Source organism: Paractinoplanes deccanensis, from assembly GCF_016862115.1.
GTDB classification, from domain to species: Bacteria; Actinomycetota; Actinomycetes; order Mycobacteriales; family Micromonosporaceae; genus Actinoplanes; species Actinoplanes deccanensis.
The window spans coordinates 1-22,862 of the sequence record NZ_BOMI01000191.1; the positions used below are offsets into that span (position 1 = coordinate 1).

The 22,862-nt window shown below is 71.4% G+C and carries 14 protein-coding genes; 4 read left to right on the forward strand and 10 right to left on the reverse strand.

All coding sequences use genetic code 11. From position 1 onward, the window contains the following. A partial coding sequence (locus Ade02nite_RS45305) for a type I polyketide synthase (RefSeq protein WP_203777628.1) occupies positions 1 to 5,948 on the reverse strand: 5,948 nt, incomplete at its 3' end. Positions 5,949 to 6,133: 185 nt separating this feature from the next. On the opposite strand from Ade02nite_RS45305, the gene Ade02nite_RS45310 reads away from it, so the two are divergent. Further along, positions 6,134 to 7,333 (forward strand): cytochrome P450, encoded by a 1,200-nt coding sequence (locus tag Ade02nite_RS45310; protein ID WP_203777629.1) that lies wholly within the window; start codon positions 6,134 to 6,136, stop codon positions 7,331 to 7,333. Between the two features lie 62 nt (positions 7,334 to 7,395). Here the strand turns inward: Ade02nite_RS45310 and Ade02nite_RS45315 are convergent, their stop codons facing one another. The 4 genes from Ade02nite_RS45315 to Ade02nite_RS45330 all read right to left on the reverse strand — a co-directional run bounded on the left by Ade02nite_RS45315 (position 7,396) and on the right by Ade02nite_RS45330 (position 14,359). Beyond that, positions 7,396 to 8,535, reverse strand: a complete 1,140-nt coding sequence (locus Ade02nite_RS45315) for an acyltransferase family protein (RefSeq protein WP_203777630.1) — start codon at positions 8,533 to 8,535, stop codon at positions 7,396 to 7,398. A 99-nt stretch (positions 8,536 to 8,634) separates the two neighbouring features. Beyond that, positions 8,635 to 10,110 (reverse strand): NAD(P)/FAD-dependent oxidoreductase, encoded by a 1,476-nt coding sequence (locus tag Ade02nite_RS45320; RefSeq protein ID WP_203777631.1) that lies wholly within the window; start codon positions 10,108 to 10,110, stop codon positions 8,635 to 8,637. Between the two features lie 132 nt (positions 10,111 to 10,242). Then, a complete protein-coding gene (locus Ade02nite_RS45325; protein WP_307871258.1) occupies positions 10,243 to 12,987 on the reverse strand; it encodes a helix-turn-helix transcriptional regulator in 2,745 nt (914 codons plus the stop codon). A 61-nt stretch (positions 12,988 to 13,048) separates the two neighbouring features. Beyond that, positions 13,049 to 14,359, reverse strand: coding sequence for a class I SAM-dependent methyltransferase (locus Ade02nite_RS45330; protein WP_203777633.1), 1,311 nt, complete (start codon positions 14,357 to 14,359; stop codon positions 13,049 to 13,051). Positions 14,360 to 14,929: 570 nt separating this feature from the next. Here Ade02nite_RS45330 and Ade02nite_RS45335 point away from each other — a divergent pair. Then, entirely contained in the window at positions 14,930 to 16,108 is a 1,179-nt protein-coding gene (locus tag Ade02nite_RS45335) for a cytochrome P450 (protein WP_203777634.1), read from the forward strand. 99 nt (positions 16,109 to 16,207) lie between these two features. Here Ade02nite_RS45335 and Ade02nite_RS45340 read toward each other — a convergent pair whose 3' ends face one another. Genes Ade02nite_RS45340 through Ade02nite_RS45350 form a run of 3 tightly spaced genes read right to left on the reverse strand, consistent with a single transcriptional unit; the run spans position 16,208 to position 20,181 of the window. Further along, on the reverse strand, positions 16,208 to 17,644 hold the full coding sequence (locus Ade02nite_RS45340) for an acyl-CoA carboxylase subunit beta (protein WP_438871022.1): 1,437 nt from the start codon (positions 17,642 to 17,644) through the stop codon (positions 16,208 to 16,210). Positions 17,645 to 17,653: 9 nt separating this feature from the next. Continuing rightward, positions 17,654 to 19,006, reverse strand: a complete 1,353-nt coding sequence (ccrA, locus tag Ade02nite_RS45345) for a crotonyl-CoA carboxylase/reductase (protein ID WP_203777636.1) — start codon at positions 19,004 to 19,006, stop codon at positions 17,654 to 17,656. Further along, complete coding sequence (locus Ade02nite_RS45350) at positions 19,003 to 20,181, reverse strand: 3-hydroxyacyl-CoA dehydrogenase family protein (protein WP_203777637.1); 1,179 nt, start codon at positions 20,179 to 20,181, stop codon at positions 19,003 to 19,005. Before Ade02nite_RS45350 ends, ccrA begins: the two co-directional genes overlap by 4 nt. Positions 20,182 to 20,324: 143 nt before the next feature. Between Ade02nite_RS45350 and Ade02nite_RS45355 the strand changes: the two genes are divergently transcribed. Beyond that, positions 20,325 to 20,981 carry a 4'-phosphopantetheinyl transferase family protein gene (locus tag Ade02nite_RS45355; protein ID WP_203777638.1) on the forward strand — a complete coding sequence of 219 codons (657 nt, stop codon included), beginning with the start codon at positions 20,325 to 20,327 and terminating at the stop codon, positions 20,979 to 20,981. Positions 20,982 to 21,027: 46 nt separating this feature from the next. Beyond that, positions 21,028 to 21,849 carry a metallophosphoesterase family protein gene (locus tag Ade02nite_RS45360; RefSeq protein ID WP_203777639.1) on the forward strand — a complete coding sequence of 274 codons (822 nt, stop codon included), beginning with the start codon at positions 21,028 to 21,030 and terminating at the stop codon, positions 21,847 to 21,849. Positions 21,850 to 21,862: 13 nt separating this feature from the next. On the opposite strand, the gene Ade02nite_RS45365 is transcribed toward Ade02nite_RS45360, so the two are convergent. Both Ade02nite_RS45365 and Ade02nite_RS45370 read right to left on the reverse strand, forming a co-directional pair. Further along, the gene (locus Ade02nite_RS45365; RefSeq protein ID WP_203777640.1) at positions 21,863 to 22,267 is read right to left on the reverse strand and encodes a DNA-binding protein; all 405 of its coding nucleotides are present in this window, start codon (positions 22,265 to 22,267) and stop codon (positions 21,863 to 21,865) included. A gap of 66 nt (positions 22,268 to 22,333) precedes the next feature. Next, positions 22,334 to 22,813 carry a peptidylprolyl isomerase gene (locus tag Ade02nite_RS45370; RefSeq protein WP_203777641.1) on the reverse strand — a complete coding sequence of 160 codons (480 nt, stop codon included), beginning with the start codon at positions 22,811 to 22,813 and terminating at the stop codon, positions 22,334 to 22,336. Between the last annotated feature and the right edge of the window lie 49 nt (positions 22,814 to 22,862).

The following is a 22,862-nucleotide window of genomic DNA, read 5'->3' on the forward strand; positions in this document are numbered from 1 at the left end:
TGACCCGCCAGCACGGCAGGCGACGGATAGTCGAACGCCAGCGTCGCCGGTAGCGGTTCGCCGACGGCCGTCGACAGCTGATTGCGGAGCTCGACGGCGCTCAGCGAGGTGAAGCCGAGATCCTTGAAAGGCCGCTCCAGGTCGATCCGGCTCGGGTCGGTCTGGCCCAGCACGAGCGCGGTGTGCTCGCGGACGAGTTCGGTGAGGCGTGCCCGGCGCGCGTCGGGGGTGAGCTTGCCGAGCTCGGCGGCCGGGCGGCGGTCCGGTGCCGGCGGCGCGGCGGCGGCGAGGTTGCTCAGCAGCGGGCTGGGCCGGGTGGCGGTGAAGGCGGCCGGGAACCTCTCCCAGTCGATGTCGGCGACCACCACCGCGGTGTCGCCGCGCTCGAGGACGTAGCGGAGGGCGTCCAGGGCCCGATGTGGTGGCAGCGGCGTGTAGCCGGTGCGGCGGAGCTCGCGGACGCCGTCGGCCATGCCTCCGCCCGCCCAGGGGCCCCACGAGATCACGACGGCGGGCCGTCCGGCCTTGCGCATCCGGCGGCCGAGGGCGTCGAGGTAGGCGTTCGCGGCGGCGTAGTTGGCCTGCCCGGGCGTTCCGATGGCTCCGGCGACCGAGGAGAACAGCACGAACGCCGTCAGCGGGTGGTCGAGGGTCAGCTCGTCGAGCAGGCGCGCCGAGTGCGCCTTGGCCGCCAGGACGGTCTCGAACCGGGCGGGCGACAACGACTCGATCACGCCGTCGTCGAGGACGCCGGCGGCGTGGAAGACGGCCGTGACCGCGCCGACAGCCTGGAGCGCGCCCGCGACCTGCTCGCGGTCGGCGACGTCGCACGCCAGGACGGTGACTTGCGGCCCGTGCTCCCGCAACTCCCGCACGAGATCGGCGGCGCCGGGCGCGTCCGGGCCGCGCCGGCTGAGCAGGACGACGTGGTCCGCGCCGCCGCGCGCCACCCATCGGGCGACCGCGGCGCCGAGCGCACCCGTTCCCCCGGTGATCAGCACCGTGCCGTGCGGTGCCCACGGAGCGTCTCCCGTGGAGCGCCCGCTCAGCGGCAGCCGCTCGAGCCGGCGGGCGAGCACTCCGGCCGTCCGGATGGCGATCTGGTCCTCGTCGCCGCCGGAGAGCAGGACGTCGGCGAGGCGCTCGGCGGCGGCCCGTCCGGCGGCGGGAAGGTCGACGAGGCCACCCCACCGCGTGGGGTGTTCGAGGGCTGCCACCCGCCCGAGGCCCCAGACGGCCGCGGCGGCGGGGTCCTCCCCGGCGCCGGTGGTGGCCGCCCACAGGCGGCAGTGATGTGCCGTGTCCGGGATGGCGTGAAGCAGGCTCAGCACCCCGGCGAGGCTCGGGGGCACGGCGGCGGCCGGATCGTCCGGGCCGTCGGCGCCGAGCAGGGAGAGGACCCCGTCGTAGTCGTCCCCGATCGGGTCGAGCGGCGCCGAGGGGTCGACGACGAGCCTGGTGACGTCGGCGCCGGCGGCCGCGAGCGCGGTGGCGGCGAGATCGCCCCACCCGCCGGAGTCACGGTTGCCGGTGACCACGAGCCATCGGCCGGGGCGCCGGGTGCGGTCGAGCCGCGGCACGCTGGTCCATGTCTCGCGGTAGCACCAGCCGCGCAACTCGGCCTCGTCCCGCTGCCGGTGCCGCCAGGCGGTGAAGGCGGGCAGCAGGGCGGCGAGGTTCTCGTCGAGGGGGATGTCGCCGCTTTCCACGGCGTTCCAGAACCCGCTGTCGTCGTCCGTCGTGGCGGGACGCGGCGGCAGCCAGAAGCGTTGCCGCTGGAAGGCGTACGTCGGCAGGTCCAGCGGCCCGGCAATAGCCGGCAGCGCGGGCGTCCAGTCCACCGGCACCCCGGCGGTGTGCAGAGCACCCAACGCGCTCAGACACGTGACCGCCTCATCGCCGTCACGGCGCGACACCGGCACCACCCGACGATCCGCCAACATCGCCGTCAACGTCGCATCCGGACCCACCTCCACACACAACCCGGCATCCACCACACCCATCGCCTCGGCAAACCGCACCGTCTGCCGAACCTGCCGCACCCAATAGTCGGTCACGGTCACATCGGCGCCGACCTCGACGCTCGACACCAACGGCACCCTCGCCGGCCGAAACTCCACCGACCCCGCCACCTCAGCGAACTCGGCAAGCATCGGCTCCATCAACACCGAATGGAAGGCGTGCGACACCCGCAACCGGCGCACCCGCACACCCCGGCCCGTCAACTCCTGCGCGACCGCATCCACCGCAGATTCCAAGCCGGACAACACGACCTGATCGGGGCCGTTGACCGCCGCCACATCCAAACCCGAAGCGACCGACTCGTCCGCCTGCACCGCCAGCATCGCCCCACCAGCCGGCAACGCATCCATCAACCGCGCCCGCGCCGCCACCAACCGACACGCATCCGACAGGTCCAACACTCCGGCAACCACGGCGGCCGCGTATTCACCAACGGAATGCCCGATCACTGTCTGCGGGCGCAGCCCGAACGAGCGCAGCAACGCCGCCTGCGCGACTTGCACCGCGAACAGCCCGGTCTGCGCATACAAGGTTCGGTCCAACAACGGACCGCCTTCGGCGATCACCTCACGCAACGGCCGCGGCAACAACTCATCCAACAGTTCGCACACCCGCGCGAACTCCTCAGCAAACACGGGGAATCGGTGCGCCAGCCCGAAACCCATGCCCTGCCGCTGGGAACCCTGACCCGAAAACACCCACGCCACGCCCACACCCGAACCCGCGGCCACCGGGTCCGGTGCCTGCCGCAGGCTCGCCAGCAACTCCGGCGCCGAGACGCCGACCCCGACCGCCCGGTAGGGCAGCAGCGCCCGCGCGGCGAGCCCGGCCGCCACCGCCTGCGCCGGCACGTCCGGCCGCTGCTCGGTGTAGGCGGCCAGCCGGCCGACCTGCGCCCGCAGCGCGTCCGCCGAACGCGCCGACACGGTCCACACCGTCGGCACCGGCTCGGCCTCGGCGACCGGCGTCTCCAGGGGTTCCGGGGCCTGCTCCAGGACGACGTGCGCGTTGGTGCCGCTCACCCCGAACGACGAGACACCCGCCCGCCGCGGACGGTCCACCCGCGGCCACTCGCTGGTCCGCGCCGCCAGCTTCACGGCGCCGGCCGACCAGTCCACCTGCGGCGTCGGCTCGTCGACGTGCAACGACCGCGGCACGACTCCGTGCCGCATGGCCAGCACCATCTTGATCACACCGGCGACCCCGGCCGCCGCCTGCGTGTGACCGACGTTCGACTTGATCGAGCCCAGCAGCAGCGGCCGCTCCCGGTCCTGCCCATAGGTGGCCAGGACGGCCTGCGCCTCGATCGGGTCGCCCAGCCGCGTGCCCGTGCCGTGCGCCTCCACCACATCCACATCGGCGGCCGCCAGGCCCGCCGAGGCCAGCGCCTGACGGATCACCCGCTGCTGCGACGGACCGTTCGGCGCGGTCAACCCGTTCGACGCACCGTCCTGGTTGACCGCCGAGCCACGCACCACCGCCAGCACCTGATGACCGTGGCGCTGGGCGTCCGACAGCCGCTCCACCAGCAGCACGCCGGCGCCCTCGGACAGCCCGAACCCGTCCGCGGCCGCGGCGAACGACTTGCACCGCCCGTCCGGCGCGAGGTTGCCGTGCGTGCTGAACTCGATGAACATGCCGAGGCTGGGCATGACGGTCACGCCGCCGGCCACCGCCAGGGAGCACTCGCCCCGTCGTACGGCCTGCACCGCGAGGTGGAGCGCGACCAGCGACGAGGAGCATGCCGTGTCCACGGTCACCGCCGGGCCTTCGAACCCGAACGTGTAGGAGACCCGGCCGGCGATGACGCTGATCGTGTTGCCGGTGAAGGCGAACCCCTCGTGCCCGGAGCCCTCGTCGAGACGCGGGCCGTACTCCATGCCCATGGCGCCGACGAACACCCCGGTCCGGCCGCCGCGCAGCGTGGTGGGGTCGATGCCCGCCCGCTCGAACATCTCCCAGGTGGTCTCCAGCAACAACCGCTGCTGCGGGTCCATCGCCAGCGCCTCGCGCGGGGAGATGCCGAAGAAGTCCGCGTCGAACAGGTCCGCGTCGTACAGGAAGCCGGCTTCCCGCTGGTAGTAGCGGCCCGGCCCGGTGGGCGGCTCGGCGTAGGCGCCCTCGTTGTCCCAGCCGCGGTCGGTGGGGAACTCGGACACCAGGTCGGCGCCGTCGACGAGCAGCGGCCAGAGCTCCTCGGGCCCGGTCACTCCGCCGGGCAGGCGGCAGCCCCAGCCGACGATGACGACGGGGTCGTCGTCGGCCGGCTCCGCGGGCGCCTCGCCGGCCGCGGTGCTCTCCCACCCGGGCACGAGCTCGGCGTGCAGGTGTTCGGCGAGACGGCGGGGGCTGGGGTAGTCGAAGATCGCGGTGGCCGGGATCCGCAGTCCGGTCGCCGCCGCGACCCGGTTGCGCACGGCCATGCCGGTGACGGAGTCGAAGCCGAGCTCACCGAACGTCCGGTCCTCGGCGAAGGTCTCCACGCCGAGGGCGGCGCACTCGTGGCGGATCAGGTCGATCAGGCGTCCGCGCTGCTCGTCGGGGGTCAGCGGGATCAGTTCGGCGGCCAGCGCCGAGGGCCCCGGCACGCTGTCGCCGGCCTCCCGCTCGTAGAGGCGGCGGCCGAGGTCGCCGGGCAGGGCGGCGGCCGTGTCGCCGTAGACGGTCGCCGGGTCCAGCGTCGCCCCCGCCACGTAGAGCTCGGCCAGGGACGTCGCCAGACGGCCGGGCCCGCCCTGGCCGCGGCGCAGCGAGCCGACGGCGGCCAGCGGGCGGTTCACGCGCTCCGCGGTCTGCAGCATCGCGGCGGTGAGCACGGGATGCGGGCTGATCTCCAGGGCGAGCTGGTAGCCGGCGTTCAGGGCCGCCTCGGTCGCCAGATCGAAGCGGGCGAGGCCCCGCAGGCAACGGCACCAGTAGCCGGCGTCGGCGAGCGTGTCGCCCAGCGGCCCGCCGCGCGACGCGGTGAACAGGGGCAGCGCGGCCGGGCCCGGTCGGATGCCGGCCAGGTCGGCAGCCATGCGGGGGACGATGCGCTCGATGTGCGCCGAGTGGGCGGCGTGGGCGACCGCGGCGTTGCGGGCGTGGATGCCGCGCTCCTCGCAGACCCGCCGGAACTCGGCGGCCGCGTCGGCGTCGCCCGTGACGACGACCGAGGTGGGCCCGTTGACGACGCCGACGACCAGCCGGCCCGCCCAGCGGTCGAGCATGCGGCGGACGTCGTCGAGCGGCGCCAGGACGGAGACCATGGTGCCCGCTCCGGCCAGGGTCTGCTGAGCCCGGCTCCAGAGGGCCATGATGCGGGCGCCGTCGTCGAGGCCGAGCACGCCGGCGACGACGGCGGCGGGCACCTCGCCGATGCTGTGCCCGATGACCGCGGACGGCTCGACCCCGGCGGCGCGCCAGACCTCGACGAGGCCGAGGGTGACGGCGTACAGCGAAGGCTGGATGACGTCGGTCCGCTGGAACGTCTCGGCCGGCGCGTGGCCGCGCAGCACGTCGAGGACCGGCCAGTCGACGAAGGGCTCGAGCGCCTGGGCGCACTCGTCGACGCGGCGGGCGAAGACCGGTGACGTGTCCAGAAGCCGCGCGGCCATGCCGTCCCATTGGGCGCCCTGGCCGGGGAAGACGAACGCCACACGGTCGTCGTCCACCGGCTCGCCGCGTACCAGCGCGGGGGTGTCGTCGCCGGCCGCGAGCGCGTCCAGCGCCGCGGCCAGTTCGTCCAGGCCGCCGGCGACGACGGCCGCCCGTGGCGCCCGGGACTCGTGCCCGGCGGCGAGGAGCGCCAGGGCGTGCGCCACCTCTCGCGGATGCGCGTCGCCCAGGGCCGTCAGATGGTCCCGGAGGATGCGCGCGCGCCGGGCGGGTGATCCGGTTCCGGGCAGGACCCACGGCAGGAATTGTTCTGCAGGGCTGGCGCTCATCCGCTACCACGGCTCCTTCTCGAATGACACCGCAACGCAGATCGAGCCTCACACGGCACCTAGCGGCCGGACACCCCTAAGAAACCCCTACGGCCCTGGCAAACCGTTTTCCGGAGTACTCGTGAATGCCTTTCGGCTCTAGGCTCGGGTCGTCATGGTCCGGTCACCTCGAGTTGGGAGAAGAAATGACCGAGGTAGTATCGAACGCTCCCCCGCTGCCGACCGCGCGCACGTCGCCATTCGATCCGCCGGAACCGTTGAAGGAACTGCGGCAGCAGTGCCCGATCTCGCACATGACATTTCCCGACGGTCACGTCGGCCGGCTGATCACCAATCACGCGGCGGCGCGGGCGGTCCTCGCCGACTCCCGGTTCAGCTCTCGTCAAGAATTGCTGCGCTCACCCATTTCGCTGCCGGTGCCGGAGCCGCGCGTGCCGGCCGACCCGGGCAACTTCATCCGGATGGACCCACCCGAGCAGACCCGCTACCGCCGGCTGCTGATGAGCCAGTTCACCGCCCGCCGGCTCAAGCAGCTGGAGCCCCGGATCGCCGAGATCGTCGATGGCCGGCTGGACGCCATGGCCGGCTCCGGCACGCGTGCCGACCTGCTTCAGGTGTTCGCGCTGCCCATCCCGTCCCAGGTCATCTGCGAGCTGCTCGGTGTGCCGTACGCCGACCGGGAGCAGTTCCAGCGCGACGTGGCCACGCTGCTCAACATGACCTCGACGGTGGAGGCGATCGTCGCGGCGCACCGCAGCGCCGACCGCTTCGTCGAGGAGCTGGTGCTCGACAAGCGCGCGCAACCGGCCGGCGATCTGCTCAGCAGCCTGGCGGCGCTGCCGGAGCTGACGGTGCAAGAGCTCAAGAGCATGGCATTCCTGCTGTTCTCGGCGGGCTACGAGACCACCGCCAACATGCTCGCCCTGGGCACTTACGCGCTGCTTACCGAGCAGGACCAATTGGCCGCCCTCAAGGCCGACCCGGCACTTGTCGACGGCGCCGTCGAAGAACTGCTGCGCTATCTCACCATCATCCATATCGGGCCGGTCCGCACCGCTCTCGAGGACGTGGAGATCGACGGGGTCACGATCCACAAGGGCGAGAGCGTCACCCTTTCGCTGAGCGCGGCGAATCGTGATCCGGCGAAATTCGAAGAACCCGACCGGTTCGACATCAAGCGCAGCGCCTCGGGCCATCTCGCATTTGGGCACGGCGCGCATCAGTGCCTGGGCGCGCAGCTGGCGAGAATGGAGATGCGGATCGCCTACACGCGCCTTTTCCAGCGCTTTCCGAACCTGCGCCTGGCGGTGCCGGCCGACGAGGTCGAGGTCGCCGCGGACATGACCATCTACGGCGTGCACCGGCTGCCGGTGCGCTGGGACTGACCCGCACACGCTGACGCGTATCCCGTCGCCGGGATACGCGTCAGATCGGCGGAGCGGTCCGGTCAGGCGCCCGACGAGGTGACCGCCGGCACGCTGCGCGTGCGGGCCGGGGCGGGGTGGCTCCAGCGCCGGGCGATCGGCCGCTCGACGGTGATGTAGAGCAGCCAGGCGAGCAGGATGCTCAGCGCGACGGCCAGCGCCACGAGCCCGAGCGCGACCGGCGTGCTGAACTTCTGGTCGCCGAGGAAGAACGGCCGTCCCCAGTAGAGGACGATGGCGTGCGACATGAACAGGGCGTACGAGATGTTGCCGAGCCAGAGCGAGAGCCGGCTGCCGAAGAACCTGTTCGTGCCACGGATCTCGGTGGTCGCCGCCGCGAGCACCAGCAGGGCGGACGGGGCGACCTCGACGGCGACGATGCCGTACGGGATCGGCACGGGCAGCATGGCGAGGTAGGTCACGCCCAGGATCGCCAGCGCCGCCCACAGCGGCAGCCCGAACCACAACCGCTCCCGCACGATCCGGGCCAGCACCATGCCCAGGACGAACTCGCCCAGGCGGGCGACCGGGAAGTTGTAGGAGAACCAGTACTCGTACGTCGGCACGTTGATCACCGGGATGACCGGCTGGTCGGGCATCACGAGGACCGCGATGAACGGCACCGCGATCGTCGTCAGCAGAGCGCCCACCGCCCAGTACCACAGTCTCCCCCGCGTGATGCGCTGCACACCACGCAGCAGGAACGGGAAGAGGGCGTAGAAGAAGACCTCGCAGGACAGCGACCACGTGACGATGTTGACGCTGGAGGCCACCTCCAGCCGGGGCACCCACGACTGCACGAGCAGCAGGTTGAGCAGCGCGATCCAGACCGGCGCCCCGCCGAGGAGGATGAGGCACGCCGCCCAGGTGACGACGTGATTGGGGAAGATCCGGAAGAAGCGGCGGCGGTAGAACATGCGCGGCGTGTCGTCGGCGCGGGCCGACCAGGTGAGCACGAAGCCGCTGAGGATGAAGAAGAACGTGACCGAGACGAAGCCGATCTTGCCGACCAGGAACGCCAGGATGCCGTTGACCTTCTCGTCCTGGAAGACCGTGATCGGCGGCAGGACGATCGCGTGAAAGACGATGACGGCTACGGCTCCGAAGAAGCGGAGCCCGGTCAGCGAGGGCAGCCGGTCGGGGAGCCGGACGGGTGGGGTCATGAGTTACTCCTCGGATGTGGGGGCGTGACGGCCGACGGCCATGACCGGGTGGCCCACCCGCCGTGGCGAGCGGGCACACCCGGGAGGAGCACCGATGACTCAGCCGGCCGCGACGGTCGCTTCCGAGCTCACCCGGCTGATGCCCAGACGCGGCTCGGTCACCAGATAGAGGCCGCTGGCCGCGTCGTACAGGTCGTTGGCGTCGATGTACATCGGCGCGATGGTCACGCGCTGGTTCGGCGCGGCCTCCTCGGCCCGCAGCCGGGCCTGTTCGGCGGCGCCGAGCAGTTCCTGGACGGGCTTGGCGCCGCCGGTGGCCGCCGCGTCGATGGTCTCCGTGATCGGCTCCGCCGCCGCGCCCGTCTGGTCGGCGGCTTCCCGCAGGTCGGTGAGGCCGGCGATGATCTCGCCGAAGGCCAGGTCGGCGCTCTTGGCGCCGTTGCCCTGCGCCGCCCGGCTCAGCGTGTCGGCCAGCGCGAAGTACCGGTCCTTGCCGGCGTGCTGCTGGTAGAAGCTGATGACGAGGGTGAAGAGGCGGTGGTAGGCGTTGCGGTAGAGCGACTCGAAGAACGCCTGGGCCTCCGGCTCGTTCACCTCACCCCGGGTGAGCGAGAGGATGGACGCCGCCGAGAGCATGCCGCTGTACATGGCGAGGTGGACCCCGGTGGACAGCAGCGGGTCGAGGAAGCACGCCGAGTCGCCGACCAGGAAATAGCCGTCACCGCAGAACTTGTCCGCGGCGTACGAGAAATCCTGCTCCACCCGCACGTCGGGCAGCTGGGTGGCATTGGCGAGAACCTGCTTCATCGTGTCCGACTGGTCGATCATCGCCGTGAGCATCGCCTCCTGCGAATCGAACCCGCGGCGCTTTTCCACGAAATTCGTCTTGTGCGTCACGAAACCGACGCTGAAACGGTTGTCGCGCAGCGGGATGAGCCAGTACCAGCCGTCCGGGGAGGAAATGACGTTGATGCCGCCGGCCGGACTCTCGGGCAGCAGCTCGGCGTTTTCCCAATAACCCCAGATCGCGACGTTGCGGAAGATCTCGTGCGGTCGCCGGTTGTTGTAGTGCTGGGCCGAGATCAGGCCGGCGCGGCCGGAGGCGTCGACGACGTAGTCGGCCGTCTCGATCCGCGACTCGCCGCCGGCCGGCTGCCACTCGACGCCGACCGCCCGGTCACCGTCGAACAGAACCCGCTTGACGTGGGCCTTCTGCACGACCTCGGCGCCGCTGTCGGCCGCGTTGTCCAGCAGCACCTTGTCGAAGACGTCGCGGTCGACCTGCCACGAGCGCGTGTCCGCCCCGAACTGCGCCGTCCAGTCGATGACCCAGTCCCTCTCCTGGCCCCACCGCATCAGCACGCCGGTCTTCGAGGTGAACCCGCACGCGTTCACCTTGTCGAGAGCGCCGACGTAATCGATGATCGCACGGCAGGAGGTCGTGATGGACTCGCCGATGTGATAGCGCGGGAATTCGGCGCGCTCGAGCAGCTTGACCTCAGCCCCGCCCTTTGCGAGAAGCCCGGCGGCGGTCGAACCGCCGGGCCCACCACCGATGACAATTACCTTCGGCATCGCGTCCGCCATTCTCTCGGAGATCTGCTGCCGGGACATCGATCCCGGTCAGGCATCTTCGACCCTATTAAGGCGCAATTCGATGCCCCAACCCCTAAGCGCCCCAGACCCCGGGAAATTGACGGCCGGCGGTCAGGCGGAATCCGCCATGGTCGGCATGCAGGCCGCCGCCAGGTCGGCCCGATTGGTCACATTGAGTTTGCGGTAGGCCTTCGTGAGGTGCTGCTCGACCGTGCTCACGGTGATGTAGAGCTTCTGCGCGATCTCCCGGTTGGTGTGCCCGGTGGCCGCCAGGGCGGTGACCCGCCGTTCGGCCCGGCTCAGCTTCACCAGCCCGCCGTTGGGCTGTTTCGTCACGATCGATTCGGCGTGCTCGTCGGAGGACTGGTGCAACAGGGCCCGGCGCAGCGGCTCGGCCCGGCACTCGGTGGCCAGGCGGAGAGCCTGCTGGAACACCGCGTTCGCCCGCTGCCGCTCGCCCGTCGCCTGATGCGCCCGGTGCAGGTCGGCCAGCGCGCAGGCCAGCTCGAAGCGGTCGCCGGAGGCATGCAGCACATCGACGGCCTCGCGCAGCAGTTGCAGGCGCCCGCGCGTGCCACCGCAGGCGGCCACCGCACGCAGCGAGATGCCGGCCGTACGGGTCAGCCCTTGCTTGGCACGTATCAATTGCGCCCCGGCGAGCTTCTGGGCGCGGTCCCGGTCCCCGAGCTTCAGGTACAGCCGTGCGGCGGCGCCGCGCCACGGGACGAACGAGGGGACGTCCATCTCCCATTCCGAGGCCAGCTCGCCACAGGTGAGCAGGTCGCTCAGGGCGGCATGCCAGCGGTCGCACGCGGAGAGGTAGAGACCCCGCGCGTAGAGGTAGCGCAGGCCGAACCGAGTCTTGAACATCTCCTGCGGCACCGGCGCCTTGGCGTAGGCGCCCGCCGCGTCCAGGTCGCCCATCATCGTGGTCGCCTGGATGTACGTGGCCAGCGGCGCCCCCACGGCCACGCCCCAGCCACGCGGGGCGATCCGGTCGAGGGCGGCGCGGGAGTATCGCTCGGCGTTGGGCAGGTCGCCCTGGTACAGCGCGATCTCTCCGCGTACGGCCTCGAGCCGGGCGTTCCACGTCGGCGCGTATCGTTCCGACGCCGCCGCGAGCAGCGGATCGCACCAGGTGAGCGCCCGTTCCGCGTGATCGGAGTAGAGCAGGGCCAGCAGCGCCGACTCGGCGGGCTCCAGCGTGGACTCGTCGACCTCGGTCCCACAGCCGCGCAGGATGTCCTCCGCGCGGCGCACGACGTCCTCGGCGCCACGCGTCAGCACCTCCGACAGCAGCGCCGCACCGAGGAGGCGCTCGTCGGCGAGATCCGCAGCGTCCAGCGTCTCCGGCTGCCGCGGCGCCCCGGTCACCATCTTGGCCAGCGGCGGATGCCACGACCGCAGCCACCGCCGGATCATGCCGAGCTCGGCGTCGCGCCGCTCGCCGCCCGCCTCGCCGATGCGGCCCGTCGCCTCGATGACCTCCTTGGCCTCGCCGGTCATGCCGTGCCATACCAGCGACCTGGCCACCGCGGTGACCTGCCGGTCGGAGAGCAGCCCGCGGCGCGACGGCTCGATCAGCAGGGAGACGTGGCGTACGGCGGCGACCGGGTTGCGCCGCCACACGACCCCGGCCAACCGGGCGAGCGCGGTCGCGCGCTCGTGATCGTCCGGGCTGCTCTCGAGCGCCAGGCCGAGGCAGTCGCTGGCGAAGTCGAGGTCGTCGGACGCGGTGGCGACCTCGGCGGCCTCGCGCAGCAGCCGCTGGGTCCACCGCTGCCGCGTCTCCCCCGTCTGGAGGAGGTGCCGGGCCACCGTCGAGGCCGAGGCGCCCTGGAGGTACAGCAGCTCGGCGGCGCGCTGGTGCAGCCGGCTCCGCTCCTCGGGGCGCAGCTCCGCCAGGACGGCGGCCCCGCCCGCCGGGTTGCGGAAGTCTCCGCCGGTCACCAGACCGGCCGACTCAAGCCGGCGCAGCGCGGTCCGGGTCTGCTCCTGGCCGAGCTCGACGAGATCGGCCAGGAGCGGGACGCCGGTGGGCCGGCCCAGGACCGCGATACCGCGCGCGACTGCCAGCGTCTCCGGCGAGCTTCGGTGCAAACAGGCAAGCAGAGCCTGCCCGAACGCACTGTCGGGCCGGCGCGGATCCGCCGTGCGCACGTCGTCGAGCAGAGCACGCACCAGCAACGGGTTGCCTCCGCTGAGCCGATGGATCTCCGCGGCGGACAGCGGCAGGCGGGCCGGGTCCGTCTGTGCGCGCACCAGCGCCGCGACGCCCTCGACCGACAGCAGGGTGAGGTCGATGCGCCGCCAGTGGTGGTGCCTCAGCAACTCGGCCCGCACCAGCGCGGTCGCCGCGTTCTCGTCGTCGGACTGGGTGAAGACGAGCAGCGCCGAGGCCCGCCGCAACCGCGAGACCAGGTCGAGCAGCTCCCGCAGGGACTCGTGATCGGCGCACTGGACGTCGTCGACCAGGATCACCACGGGGCGGTCAGCGGTCCAGGCCAGCAACTCGGCGTAGAGGATGCGCAACGCCTGCGTACCGGAGGGGTCGGCCAGGTCCGCGTCCACGAACTTGTCCATCTGCGCCCGGAGCCGCCCGGGTGCCGTGCCGGCGCCGAACAGCTGCACCAGAACGTCGTACGGCACCTCGGCACCGGATCTTTTCGCGGTGGCGCTGAAAAGAAGCGCGCCGGCCCGCACCGCCCGATCCGCGAACGCGTCCAGCACTTCCGTCTTTCCACAGCCGACCGGCCCGCTGATCAGAGCCAGTTGACCCACTCCGCTTCTGCATGCCGACAGCATTTCGTCGAGGACAAACAGTTCGTTCGTTCGCTCCGTCAGCGCCATGGACATTCCCGCTTCCCCGTGTGCTGCCGCGGTCGCTCGTGGCCCGGCGCCACCGCGACCGCGATCGTCATTTACCGCTTGTCGCGCTTACCTCCGGCTTGTCCGCCGCGGCCGGCACTGGCCTGGTGGCGGTCTTGGAGCCGTTGGCCACCGGCTTCTTCGACGGTGTGGCGGCGTTCGCCGCGTCCTCGGTGTTCTCGAACTCCGGCGGCACCGGATAGTCGGGCATGAGGTAGCGAGGCCCCTGACGCTTCACCTCGTCGGGAATCATCGCGCCGAGACCGCCGTCCTCGTTGATGCCCTTCTCGACGATCGCCATGGAATGGAAGAAATGAATTCCCACCACGCTGCGATCGGTCGGCCTCCGCCGGTAGGTCGTGTCCGAGGTCATGGCCTCGTAGTTCATACCGTCGACCATCTCCTTGAGATAGCCGACGCCGGTGGACGGGCTCGTGAAATCGCTGCTGGAGCCGCCGAAACCGGGCCAGTACGACGTTTCCATGTCCTCGATGACATAGAGACCGTCCGCGGCGAGCCGCGGAAAGAGAAACTCGAACGACTTGATCTGGTCGGAACAGAAATGGCTGCCGTCATCGATGACGATGTCCAGCTCGCCGGTCTCCTCCAGCACCTTCGACAGAAATTCCGGATCGGCCTGGTTGCCGCGGAAAGTGCGCAGCCGTTGCGTTTCCAGGAAGCGCTTGTCCTCGATGTCGATGCCATAGACCAGCGCCCGCGGGAAATAGCGCTTCCACATCTCCAGCGAGGCGCCACCTCGATCGGCCTCCTGAAAACCGCCGATGCCGATCTCGAGAATGCGGACCGGCCGGTCGCGATAGGCGTGGAAGAATCGCTCGTACTGGCGGGCGTACCAGCGGGCGCCCCACTTGTCGGAGCCGAAGCGCAGGGCGAGACCGGCCAGGTCGGCGTTGCGGCGGGCCCGCTGCGCGAAGATCTCGCCCCACGGCAGGCCGGTGCCCCGGTCGCCGGCCGCGAGAACGTCCGCCACGGACGCCAGCCCGGAGCCCGATTCCGGCCCGAACACCGCGCGCAACATACCCGCGAAGGCCGAAAGATCCTGATGAATGCGCAGGTCAGCCTCGGCTGCACCGTCCCGGGAAAGATCCTGGCTCCACGGCAGCGGCTCGACGGTCACCCGGTCGCGCTCGGCGCGGACGAGGTAGCCCACCACGTGGCGGGCGATCTCGAGGTCGTGCTGCACGACCAGTTTCTCCCGGCCGTCATGGGGCAGGACGTCCAGCAGAACCTCCTGGTACAGCAACTCCAGGACGCACTGGTGCTGCCGCCGGTTCGCGATTCGGAGAATAGCTTCGTCGTCCAGGCCCGCCGCGTTTGTCAGATCGGCGATCGCGGCCATTCTGCTATCCATCAAGCCAACCACATCCTTGATCGATCGTCGCCACAGGGCATACCGACGTAATGACTATCACCGCTGATCCAGCACGGTGAACCCCTAGTTCTCCTATGCCCGTAGGGGCCACGGATTCCCAGGTCACACGCAGTGGCAACGAATCGCTCAACTCCCCGAAACACATCGGACGCACGACATGTGATATCGACGTCAGTAATTGCCGCCGGCACCGCGTAGCACGCGCCAAGGTGTTCCGCGCCGAGGTGGCTGCACGTCCGCACAGCGGGACGCGGCATCCCACGCTCTGATTGACGATGATCGATCACGCGATCCATTCGTCAGACTGACCAACATCGCTGTCAGTGTGCCAGGGATCACCGCGAGCAACAAGGTTTGGCGCGAGTAGGGCGGAAATGACCCGGCATGCAGGACGAATGCCCGAAGTGTGCGCTGCGTCACACATCGTGGCACCCCTTGCCTCGCAGGGATAGGGGTTAACGGCCGCCGTGCCCGACGTTAGCTTCGATCTGGCCTCGCGCGCCTGAGCGGGCGACGACAGACGACCACGGAGGCACCATGCCAGACGCCAGATTTCCGTTTCCGGAGTCCGGGGGCGCCGGCCCCGCACCCGAGTTCGACGAGATCCCCGATCGCCGTCCCTGCCCCGTCTCCCTGTACGGCGGCGCCCCGGCGCTGCTGCTCACCGCGTACGAGGACGTGCGCCGCGTGGTCACGGATCCACGTTTCGACCGGGTCGGCGCCGCGCGGGTCGGGCTCACCAACCGCTCCCCCGACTCGCTGGAGCACAACGAGGCCGACGCGCCCGACCCGGCACGCCGCCGCCGGACCATCACGACGGCGTTCACGGCCAGGCGCGCCCAGACGCTGACGCCCGAGATCGAGGCCATCGTCGCGGAGCTGATCGACGACCTTCGCGCCCGCGGCGGCGAGGCCGAGTTCCACGACGCCTTCGCCCAGCCCCTGGCGGTCCGGGTGATCTGCCGGCTGCTCGGCATTCCCTACGCGGACTACAAGACCTTCGGGCCGCTCGTGGAGATCCTCATGTCGGCGACGGCGTACCCGCCCGAGCAGGTCCGCCAGGCGCACGGTCAGCTCTTCGCCTACTTCGCCGAGTTCTACGACCAGCGCGCGGCCCAGCAGAGCCCGGCGGAGAACGACGTGCTCACCGACCTGATCGAGGCGACCCGCTCCGGCGAGCCGATGAGCCGGGAGGAGGCCATCAACGCCGGGTACGGCCTGCTCATGGCGGGCTACGAGACGACCAGCCACCAGCTCGCCATCTGCCTCTATCTGCTGTTGTCGGAGCGCGACCGCTGGGAGCGGCTGCGCGCCGAGCCGGAGCTCGTCCCGACCGCGGTGGAGGAGCTGCTGCGCTCGACCTCGCTGCTGTCCACCGGCGGCGCGCCGCACATCGCCGCCGTCCCGGCGACCCTGGGCGACACGCCGGTCGAGCCCGGCCAGGTCATGGTGCCGGTGTTCGCGGCGGCGAACCGGGACCCCCGGGCGTTCGACCGGCCCGACGAGATCATCCTCGACCGCAGCCCCAACCCGCACCTGGCGTTCGGCCACGGCCGCCACGTGTGCCTCGGCGCGTCGCTGGCCCGCATCGAGCTGACCGCCGCGATCTCGGGCCTGCTGCGCGAGTTGCCGACACTGCGGCTGACCGGTGCGGACCTCAAGTGGCGCGAGGGAACCTTCATCCGCGGCCTCACCGCCCTGCCCGTGCGGTGGTGATCGCGCGCTCGGCGGATCTGCCTCGACACCGGTCGGCACCCCGGCTCGATCGCCGGGGTGCCGACCGGTGTGTGCGGAGCCGGGCGGGCCCGGCCGCACTCACAAGGGAATGTTGCCGTGGTTGCCCCGCCCCGCCGGAGCGGTGGCCAGCGCCTCGGCGATCCGCCGGCGGCTCACCGCCGGGTCGATCACCTCGTCGATCACGCCCAACCCCACCCCGCGCTGGGTGCCACCGGAGATGCGGCGGTGCTCGGCGGTCAGGTCCTGCCGCAGGCGCTCCCGATCGGCCGCCGGCGCCGCGGCGAGCGCGCGGCGGTGCAGGATGCCCACCGCGGCCTCCGGGCCCATCACGTCGACCTCCGCATCCGGCCAGGCCAGCACGGTGGTGGCGCCGAGCGAGCGAGAGTTCATCGCGATGTAGGCCCCGCCGTAGGACTTGCGCACCACGAGGGTCACCCGCGGCACGACCGCCTCGCCGAAGGCGTACAGCAGCTTGGCGCCGCGGCGGATCACCCCGCCCCACTCCTGGTTCACGCCCGGCAGATAGCCGGGCACGTCGACCAGCACCAGCAGGGGTATGCCGAACGAGTCGCACTTGCGGACGAACCGTGCCGCCTTCTCCGCGCTGAGCGAGTCGAGACAGCCGCCGCGGTGCAGCGGATTGTTCGCCACCACCCCGATCGCCCGGCCCGCGAGGCGGCCGAAGCCGACGACGATGTTGCGGGCCCAGCGCGGCTGCAACTCCAGGAAGGCGCGGCCGTGGCCGTCGTCGCCCGGCTCGTCGACCAGGCGCGAGATGAGCGGGTGAACGTCGTAGGCCCGGCGCGCCGACGCCGGCAGGACCTCGGCCAGGCCCTCGTCGTCCTTGACCGAGGACAGGTCGAACCAGCCGGGGCGGGCGAACAGGCCGACGAGATGACGTGTGGTGGAGTACGCCTCGCTCTCCGAGCCGGCGCTCACGTGCACGACCCCGGACTTGCGCCCGTGCGCCTCGAGGCCGCCCAGCCCCTCCATGTCGATCTGCTCCCCGGTGACCGAGCGGACCACGTCCGGGCCGGTGACGAACATCCGGCCGCCGTCGGCCATCACCACCACGTCGGTGAGAGCCGGGCCGTAGGCGGCGGCGCCCGCGGCGGGGCCCAGGACGACCGAGATCTGCGGGACCCGCCCGGACGCCCGGATGATCGCGGCGAAGATCCGGCCGACGCCGTCCATCGACTGCACGCCCTCGGTGAGCCGGGCCCCGCCGGAGTGCCAGAGCCCGATCACCGGCACCCTGTCCCGCACCGCGAGGTCGATGGCCGTCACGATCTGCATGCTCTCCTCGGCGCCGAGCGAGCCGCCGACGCGGGTCGCGTCGGTGCAGAAGACCACCACCGGGCTGCCGCCGATCCGGGCGTGCCCGGCCTTGACCGCGTCGTCCGGGGCGAACAACCGCAACGAGCCCGGATCGACCAGTTGCGCCAGGCGGGTCAGCGGCGCACGAGGATCGCCCGTGTCCGGAGCCGCCGCGTCACTTACCTCGGCCATCGTCATAGCGGAGCCTCATTTCCTGTCCGGGACGGCGGCCCGGAATCGGTTGATGGCGTTCTCGTGGCGAGCACGCGTCTCGGGGTCCGAGACGCCGCCGCCCTCGTCCGCGAGGCAGAGCACGCCGACCTTGCCGTGATGCTGGTTGCCGTGCACCTCGTCGACGGCCTGCCGCACCCGGTCGAGGGGGTAGGCCGCCGACAGCGTCGGGTGGATCCGGGCCCGCGTCACCAAGCGGTTCGCCAGCCACGCCTCCCGGTAGTTCGCGAAGTGGGAGCCGACGATGCGCTTGAGGTGCATCCACAGGTACCGGTTGTCGTACTCGTGCCGGAAACCCGAGGTCGAGGCGCACGTCACGACGACGCCGCCGCGGCGCGCGACGTAGACGGAGGCGCCGAACGTCTCCCGCCCGGGGTGCTCGAACACGATGTCCGGGTCGTCGCCGCCGGTCAGCTCGCGGATCCGCTCGCCGAGACGCCGCCACTCGCGCGGATCGGGAGTCTGCTCGTCGGCCCAGAACCGATACTGCTCGACGCTGCGGTCGATCACCGCGGAGGCGCCCATGGCCCGGCAGATCTCGGCCTTCTGCTCGTTCGAGACGACGCAGATGGGGGTTCCGCCGCCGTTGAGGACGTACTGGGTGGCGTACGAGCCCAGGCCGCCGGCGGCGCCCCAGATCAGCACGTTGTCGCCCTGCCGCATGACCGCGCCGTGCTGCGAGACCAGCTGCCGGTAGGCGGTCGAGTTGACCAGGCCGGGCGCGGCGGCCTCCTCCCAGGTCAGGTGCGCCGCCTTGGGCATCAGCTGGTTGGCCTTGACCAGGGCGAGCTCGCCCAGGCCACCGAAGTTGGTCTCGTATCCCCAGATCCGCTGCTGCGGGTCGAGCATCGTGTCGTCATGGCCCTCCGGCTCCTCCAGCTCGACCGAGAGGCAGTGCGCGACCACCCGGTCGCCCGGCTTCCACAGGCGCACCCCGGGACCCGTCCGCAGTACGACGCCGGACAGATCGGAGCCCAGGACGTGGTACGGCAGGTCGTGCCGGGCCGCGAGGCCACCGGTCCGGGCGTACCGCTTGAGGAACTGGAAGGTCGGCACCGGGGCGAACAGCGCGCTCCACACGGTGTTGTAGTTGATGGCGCTGGCCATGACGGCGATCAGGGCCTCGCCCGGTCCGGGCTCGGGGGTCGCCACCTCCCTGAGGTGCAGCGCCTTGCCGGGCTGCCGGTCCGCCATCGGCACCCCGGCGAACATCTCCTGCTCCTCCTCGAGGAGCACGGCCGCCCGATAGCTCTGCGGCACGGGCAGCGCCTCGACGGCTCCCCGGCCGGCGTCGGCCGACTCGAGAGTCTCCACGAAAGCACGATTCATCGACTTGCCCCTTCGCTCGGGCGCTGGACATGGAAGCCGGCGCCCGACTTGCGGCCGAGCCGGCCCTCGGCGACGAGGCGGGTGAGCATCGGCCCGGGCCGGGTCGCCGGGTCGCCGAACTGCTGGTGCAGGCGGCGCAGAATGGCCAGGGAAACGTCGAGGCCGATGGTGTCGAGCAGGGCGAACGGGCCGATCGGGAAGCCGTGGACCTCGTGCATCTCCCGGTCGAGCTCCGCGACGCCCGCCTGGCCGCGCTCCACCATGCCGATGGCGTCGTTGAGGTAGGGGAACAAGAGGTAGTTGACGATGAAGCCGGACCTGTCCGGGCAGGAGACCGGCACCTTGCCCAGGTGGCGGGCGAGGGCACGGGCCGCCGCGGTGGTCCGCGGGGCGGTGTGCGGGGTGTGGCCGACCTCGACGAGCTTCATGACCGGCGCCGGGTTGAAGAAGTGCATACCGACCACGTCGGCCGGGCGGCCGGTCGCCGCGGCGCAGTCCGCCACCGACAGGCTGGAGGTGGTGGTCGCGAGAACGGCGCCGGGACGGCAGACCCGGTCGAGGGCGGCGAAGACGGCGCGCTTGGGGTCCTCCTCCTCCACCACCGCCTCGATGACGAAGTCGCAGTCGGCCAGGTCGTCGATCGAGACGCTCGCGCGGAGCCGGCCGATGGCCGCCTCCCGCGTCGCGGGCTCGAGGCGGCCCCGGGCGACTGCCTTGTCGAGCGCCGCCGAGACGGAGCGCAGAGCGGCCGCCGCCCGCTCGGCGCCGCGCGCCACGAGAGTGGTGTGAACGCCGTGCACGGCAAGGGCCTGCGCGATCCCGGCGGCCATCGTCCCGGATCCGACGATGCCGGCGGAGGCCGGCGGCACGGCGGCCACCGGTTCCGGCTCGTCGGGCCGCGCGTGGTCGCCGAAGCCGAGCCGTCCCTGCCGCGCCATGGCGGTCAGCAGGGGCGCCGGGGTCACGGCCGCGCCGGCCATGAGCTCCAGCACCCGGCCGAGGCCGATCGCGTCCATGACGGACAGTGGGCCGGCGGCCAGGCCGCAACCGAGGCGCATCGCGGTGTCGAGGGCCGAGCCGGGCACGTATCCCTGTTCACACAGGACGGCGGCCCGGTTCAGATATCGCAGCAGCAGCACGTGCCCAGCAGCGATCCCATGCTCCTGTACAGTCATCGCCACCCCTTGATCGCGTCGTTTCGCGCGGCCGCACTGCCGGATCAATGCGGACTCTAAGAGGGCGCGGCGGGCGACGGTAACCCCTACAAGCGCTGCGCGCCGCGCTCGCCTAGGGGTCGGGACGGCGTGGAGGACCAGGCTTGATCGAGGCGATTCTGCCCCCTGCGGTGGTGGCCGTGGAGGCGTTCGACGACATACCCGGGGAGCCACCGTTTCCCGGTGAGGAGCACCTCATCGCCGAGGCGGTCGAGTCGCGCCGCCGCGAGTTCGTCACCGCCCGGCGCTGCGCGCGGGCGGCGCTGCGCACCTTCGGCCACCCCGACGCGCCGATCCTTCCCGGGCCCCGGCGCGAGCCCCGGTGGCCGGCCGGGATGACCGGCAGCATCACCCACTGCGCCGGTTACCGGGCCGCGGCGGTCGCCCGCGCCGCCGACGTTCCCCTGCTCGGCGTCGACGCCGAGCCGAACGGGCCGCTGCCGGAGGGCGTCGCCGAGTCGGTCACCGTGCCCGGCGAGCTCGAGATGCTGGACCGGCTGGACCGCTCCCACCCGGGCACGCACTGGGGACGGCTGCTGTTCAGCGCGAAGGAATCGGTCTACAAGGCCTGGTTCCCGGTGACCCGGCGCTGGCTGGGCTTCGAGGAGGCCCGCCTGACCATCGACCCGGACGCGGGCACGTTCACGGCGAAGCTTCTGGTGGACGGCGCCCGCGTCGACGGTGGCCCCTCGCTGACCGTCCTGAACGGCCGCTTCCGCGTGGGCCGCGGCCTGATCCTGACCGCCGTGACCGCGATGTGACGGGCGCCTCACCCGCCGCCGCGCGCCACATGCGAAGATCGTCGATGTGACGGGGTCCTTGCTCGCGGTCAGCGATCTGCACGTCTCGCACGCCGAGAACCGCCGCGTCTTCGATCGGCTGCGCCCCACGTCGCCGGACGACTGGCTGATCGTCGCCGGCGACGTGGCCGAGATGTTCGCCGAGGTCGAGAAGGCCCTCCGCGGCCTGCGCGATCGATTCCGGCGGGTGATCTGGGCGCCCGGCAACCACGAGCTGTGGACCCACCCGGACGACCCGGTGCGGCTGCGCGGCGAGCAGCGCTACCAGGCGCTGGTGCGGATGTGCCGCGACATCGGGGTGCTGACGCCCGAGGACGAATACCCGGTCTGGCGAGGCGCCGGCGGCCCGGTCACGGTGGTGCCGCTCTTCCAGCTGTACGACTACTCGTTCCGCGTCCCGGGCGCGCACACCAAGGAGGAGGCGCTGCGGCGCGCCTACGAGGCCGGGGTGGTGTGCACCGACGAGATGCTGCTGCACCCGGACCCGTACCCCAGCCGGGAGGAATGGTGCTGGGATCGGATCCGCAAGACCGAACGGCGGCTGGACGCGCTGGACCCCACCCTGCCCACCGTCCTGGTCAGCCACTGGCCGCTGGTCCGGCGGCCGACGGACGTCCTGTGGTTCCCGGATTTCGCGCAATGGTGCGGGACGGAGCGCACGGCCGACTGGCACACCCGCTACCGGGCGGTCGTCGCCGTCTACGGTCATCTGCACATCCCCCGGACCACGGAGTACGACGGAGTGCGGTTCGAGGAGGTCTCGCTGGGCTACCCCCGCGAGTGGAGCCGCCGCGCCGCCGAGCCCGACCCGATCCGCCGCATCCTGTGACCCCGGCGAGCGGTCAGGACGGCTGCCGCTCGGTCAGCCGGTCGTGACGCTGCTTGACCGCCTGCGCGCTGTTGAGGCCCATGCCCTGGGCGATGGCCTGCCAGGTCAGCTCCCGGCCTCGCGCGGCGTTGAGCAGGCCCAGCTCCAGCTGGTCCACGTCGGCCCGCACGTGGGCGATCAGCGCCAGCGCGGCCAGGACGTCCTCGTCGGCGATGTCGGGCTCACCGAGCTCGAGGTCGATCGTGCCCAGCGCCAGCCCGGCCACCAGGCGCACCGCCTCGTGGGGCTCGATGGCCACCGGATGGGCGGACCGCCGCCGCTGCTCGTCGGTGGCGGCGTGCCGCTCCGCGATCCGGCTCAGCGCCGCCCACTGCTGCCGCGCGACGTCCGCGGCCGGTGCCGTACTCGTCTCCGTCATGCGTTGATCTCATCACTTCAACGAAGTGTTGTCAACACTTCGTTGAAGTGATGAGGGATGCGGACCCTACTCGACCGTGGCCGACTCGATGACGATCTGCTCGCGCGGGACGTCCTGGGCGCCGGTCGGCACCTGGGCGATCCGGTCGACGACGTCGAAGCCCTCGGTCACCTTGCCGAACACCGCGTAGCCCCAGCCGTCCTGGCCCGGGTAGTCGAGGAACGCGTTGTCCACAGTGTTGATGAAGAACTGCGCCCCGGCCGAGTGCGGATCGGACGTCCGGGCCATGGCCAGGCTGTACTTGACGTTCTTCAGTCCGTTCTTCGCCTCGTTCTCCACCTGGTGGGGAGCGGGCTTCTGCCGCATGGTCGTGTCGAAACCGCCACCCTGGATCATGAAGGTGCCGATCACCCGGTGGAAGATCGTTCCGGTGTAGTGGCCTGAGTTGACGTAGTTCAGGAAATTCGCGACGGTCTTCGGCGCGTTCGCCTCGTCGAGCTCGAGCACGATGTCGCCGTAGCTGGTACGCAGTCGGACTGTAGACATATCGGCAGTTTCTCACAGCCGCCGATTCGCCCGCGGCCGTGCCCGGGGC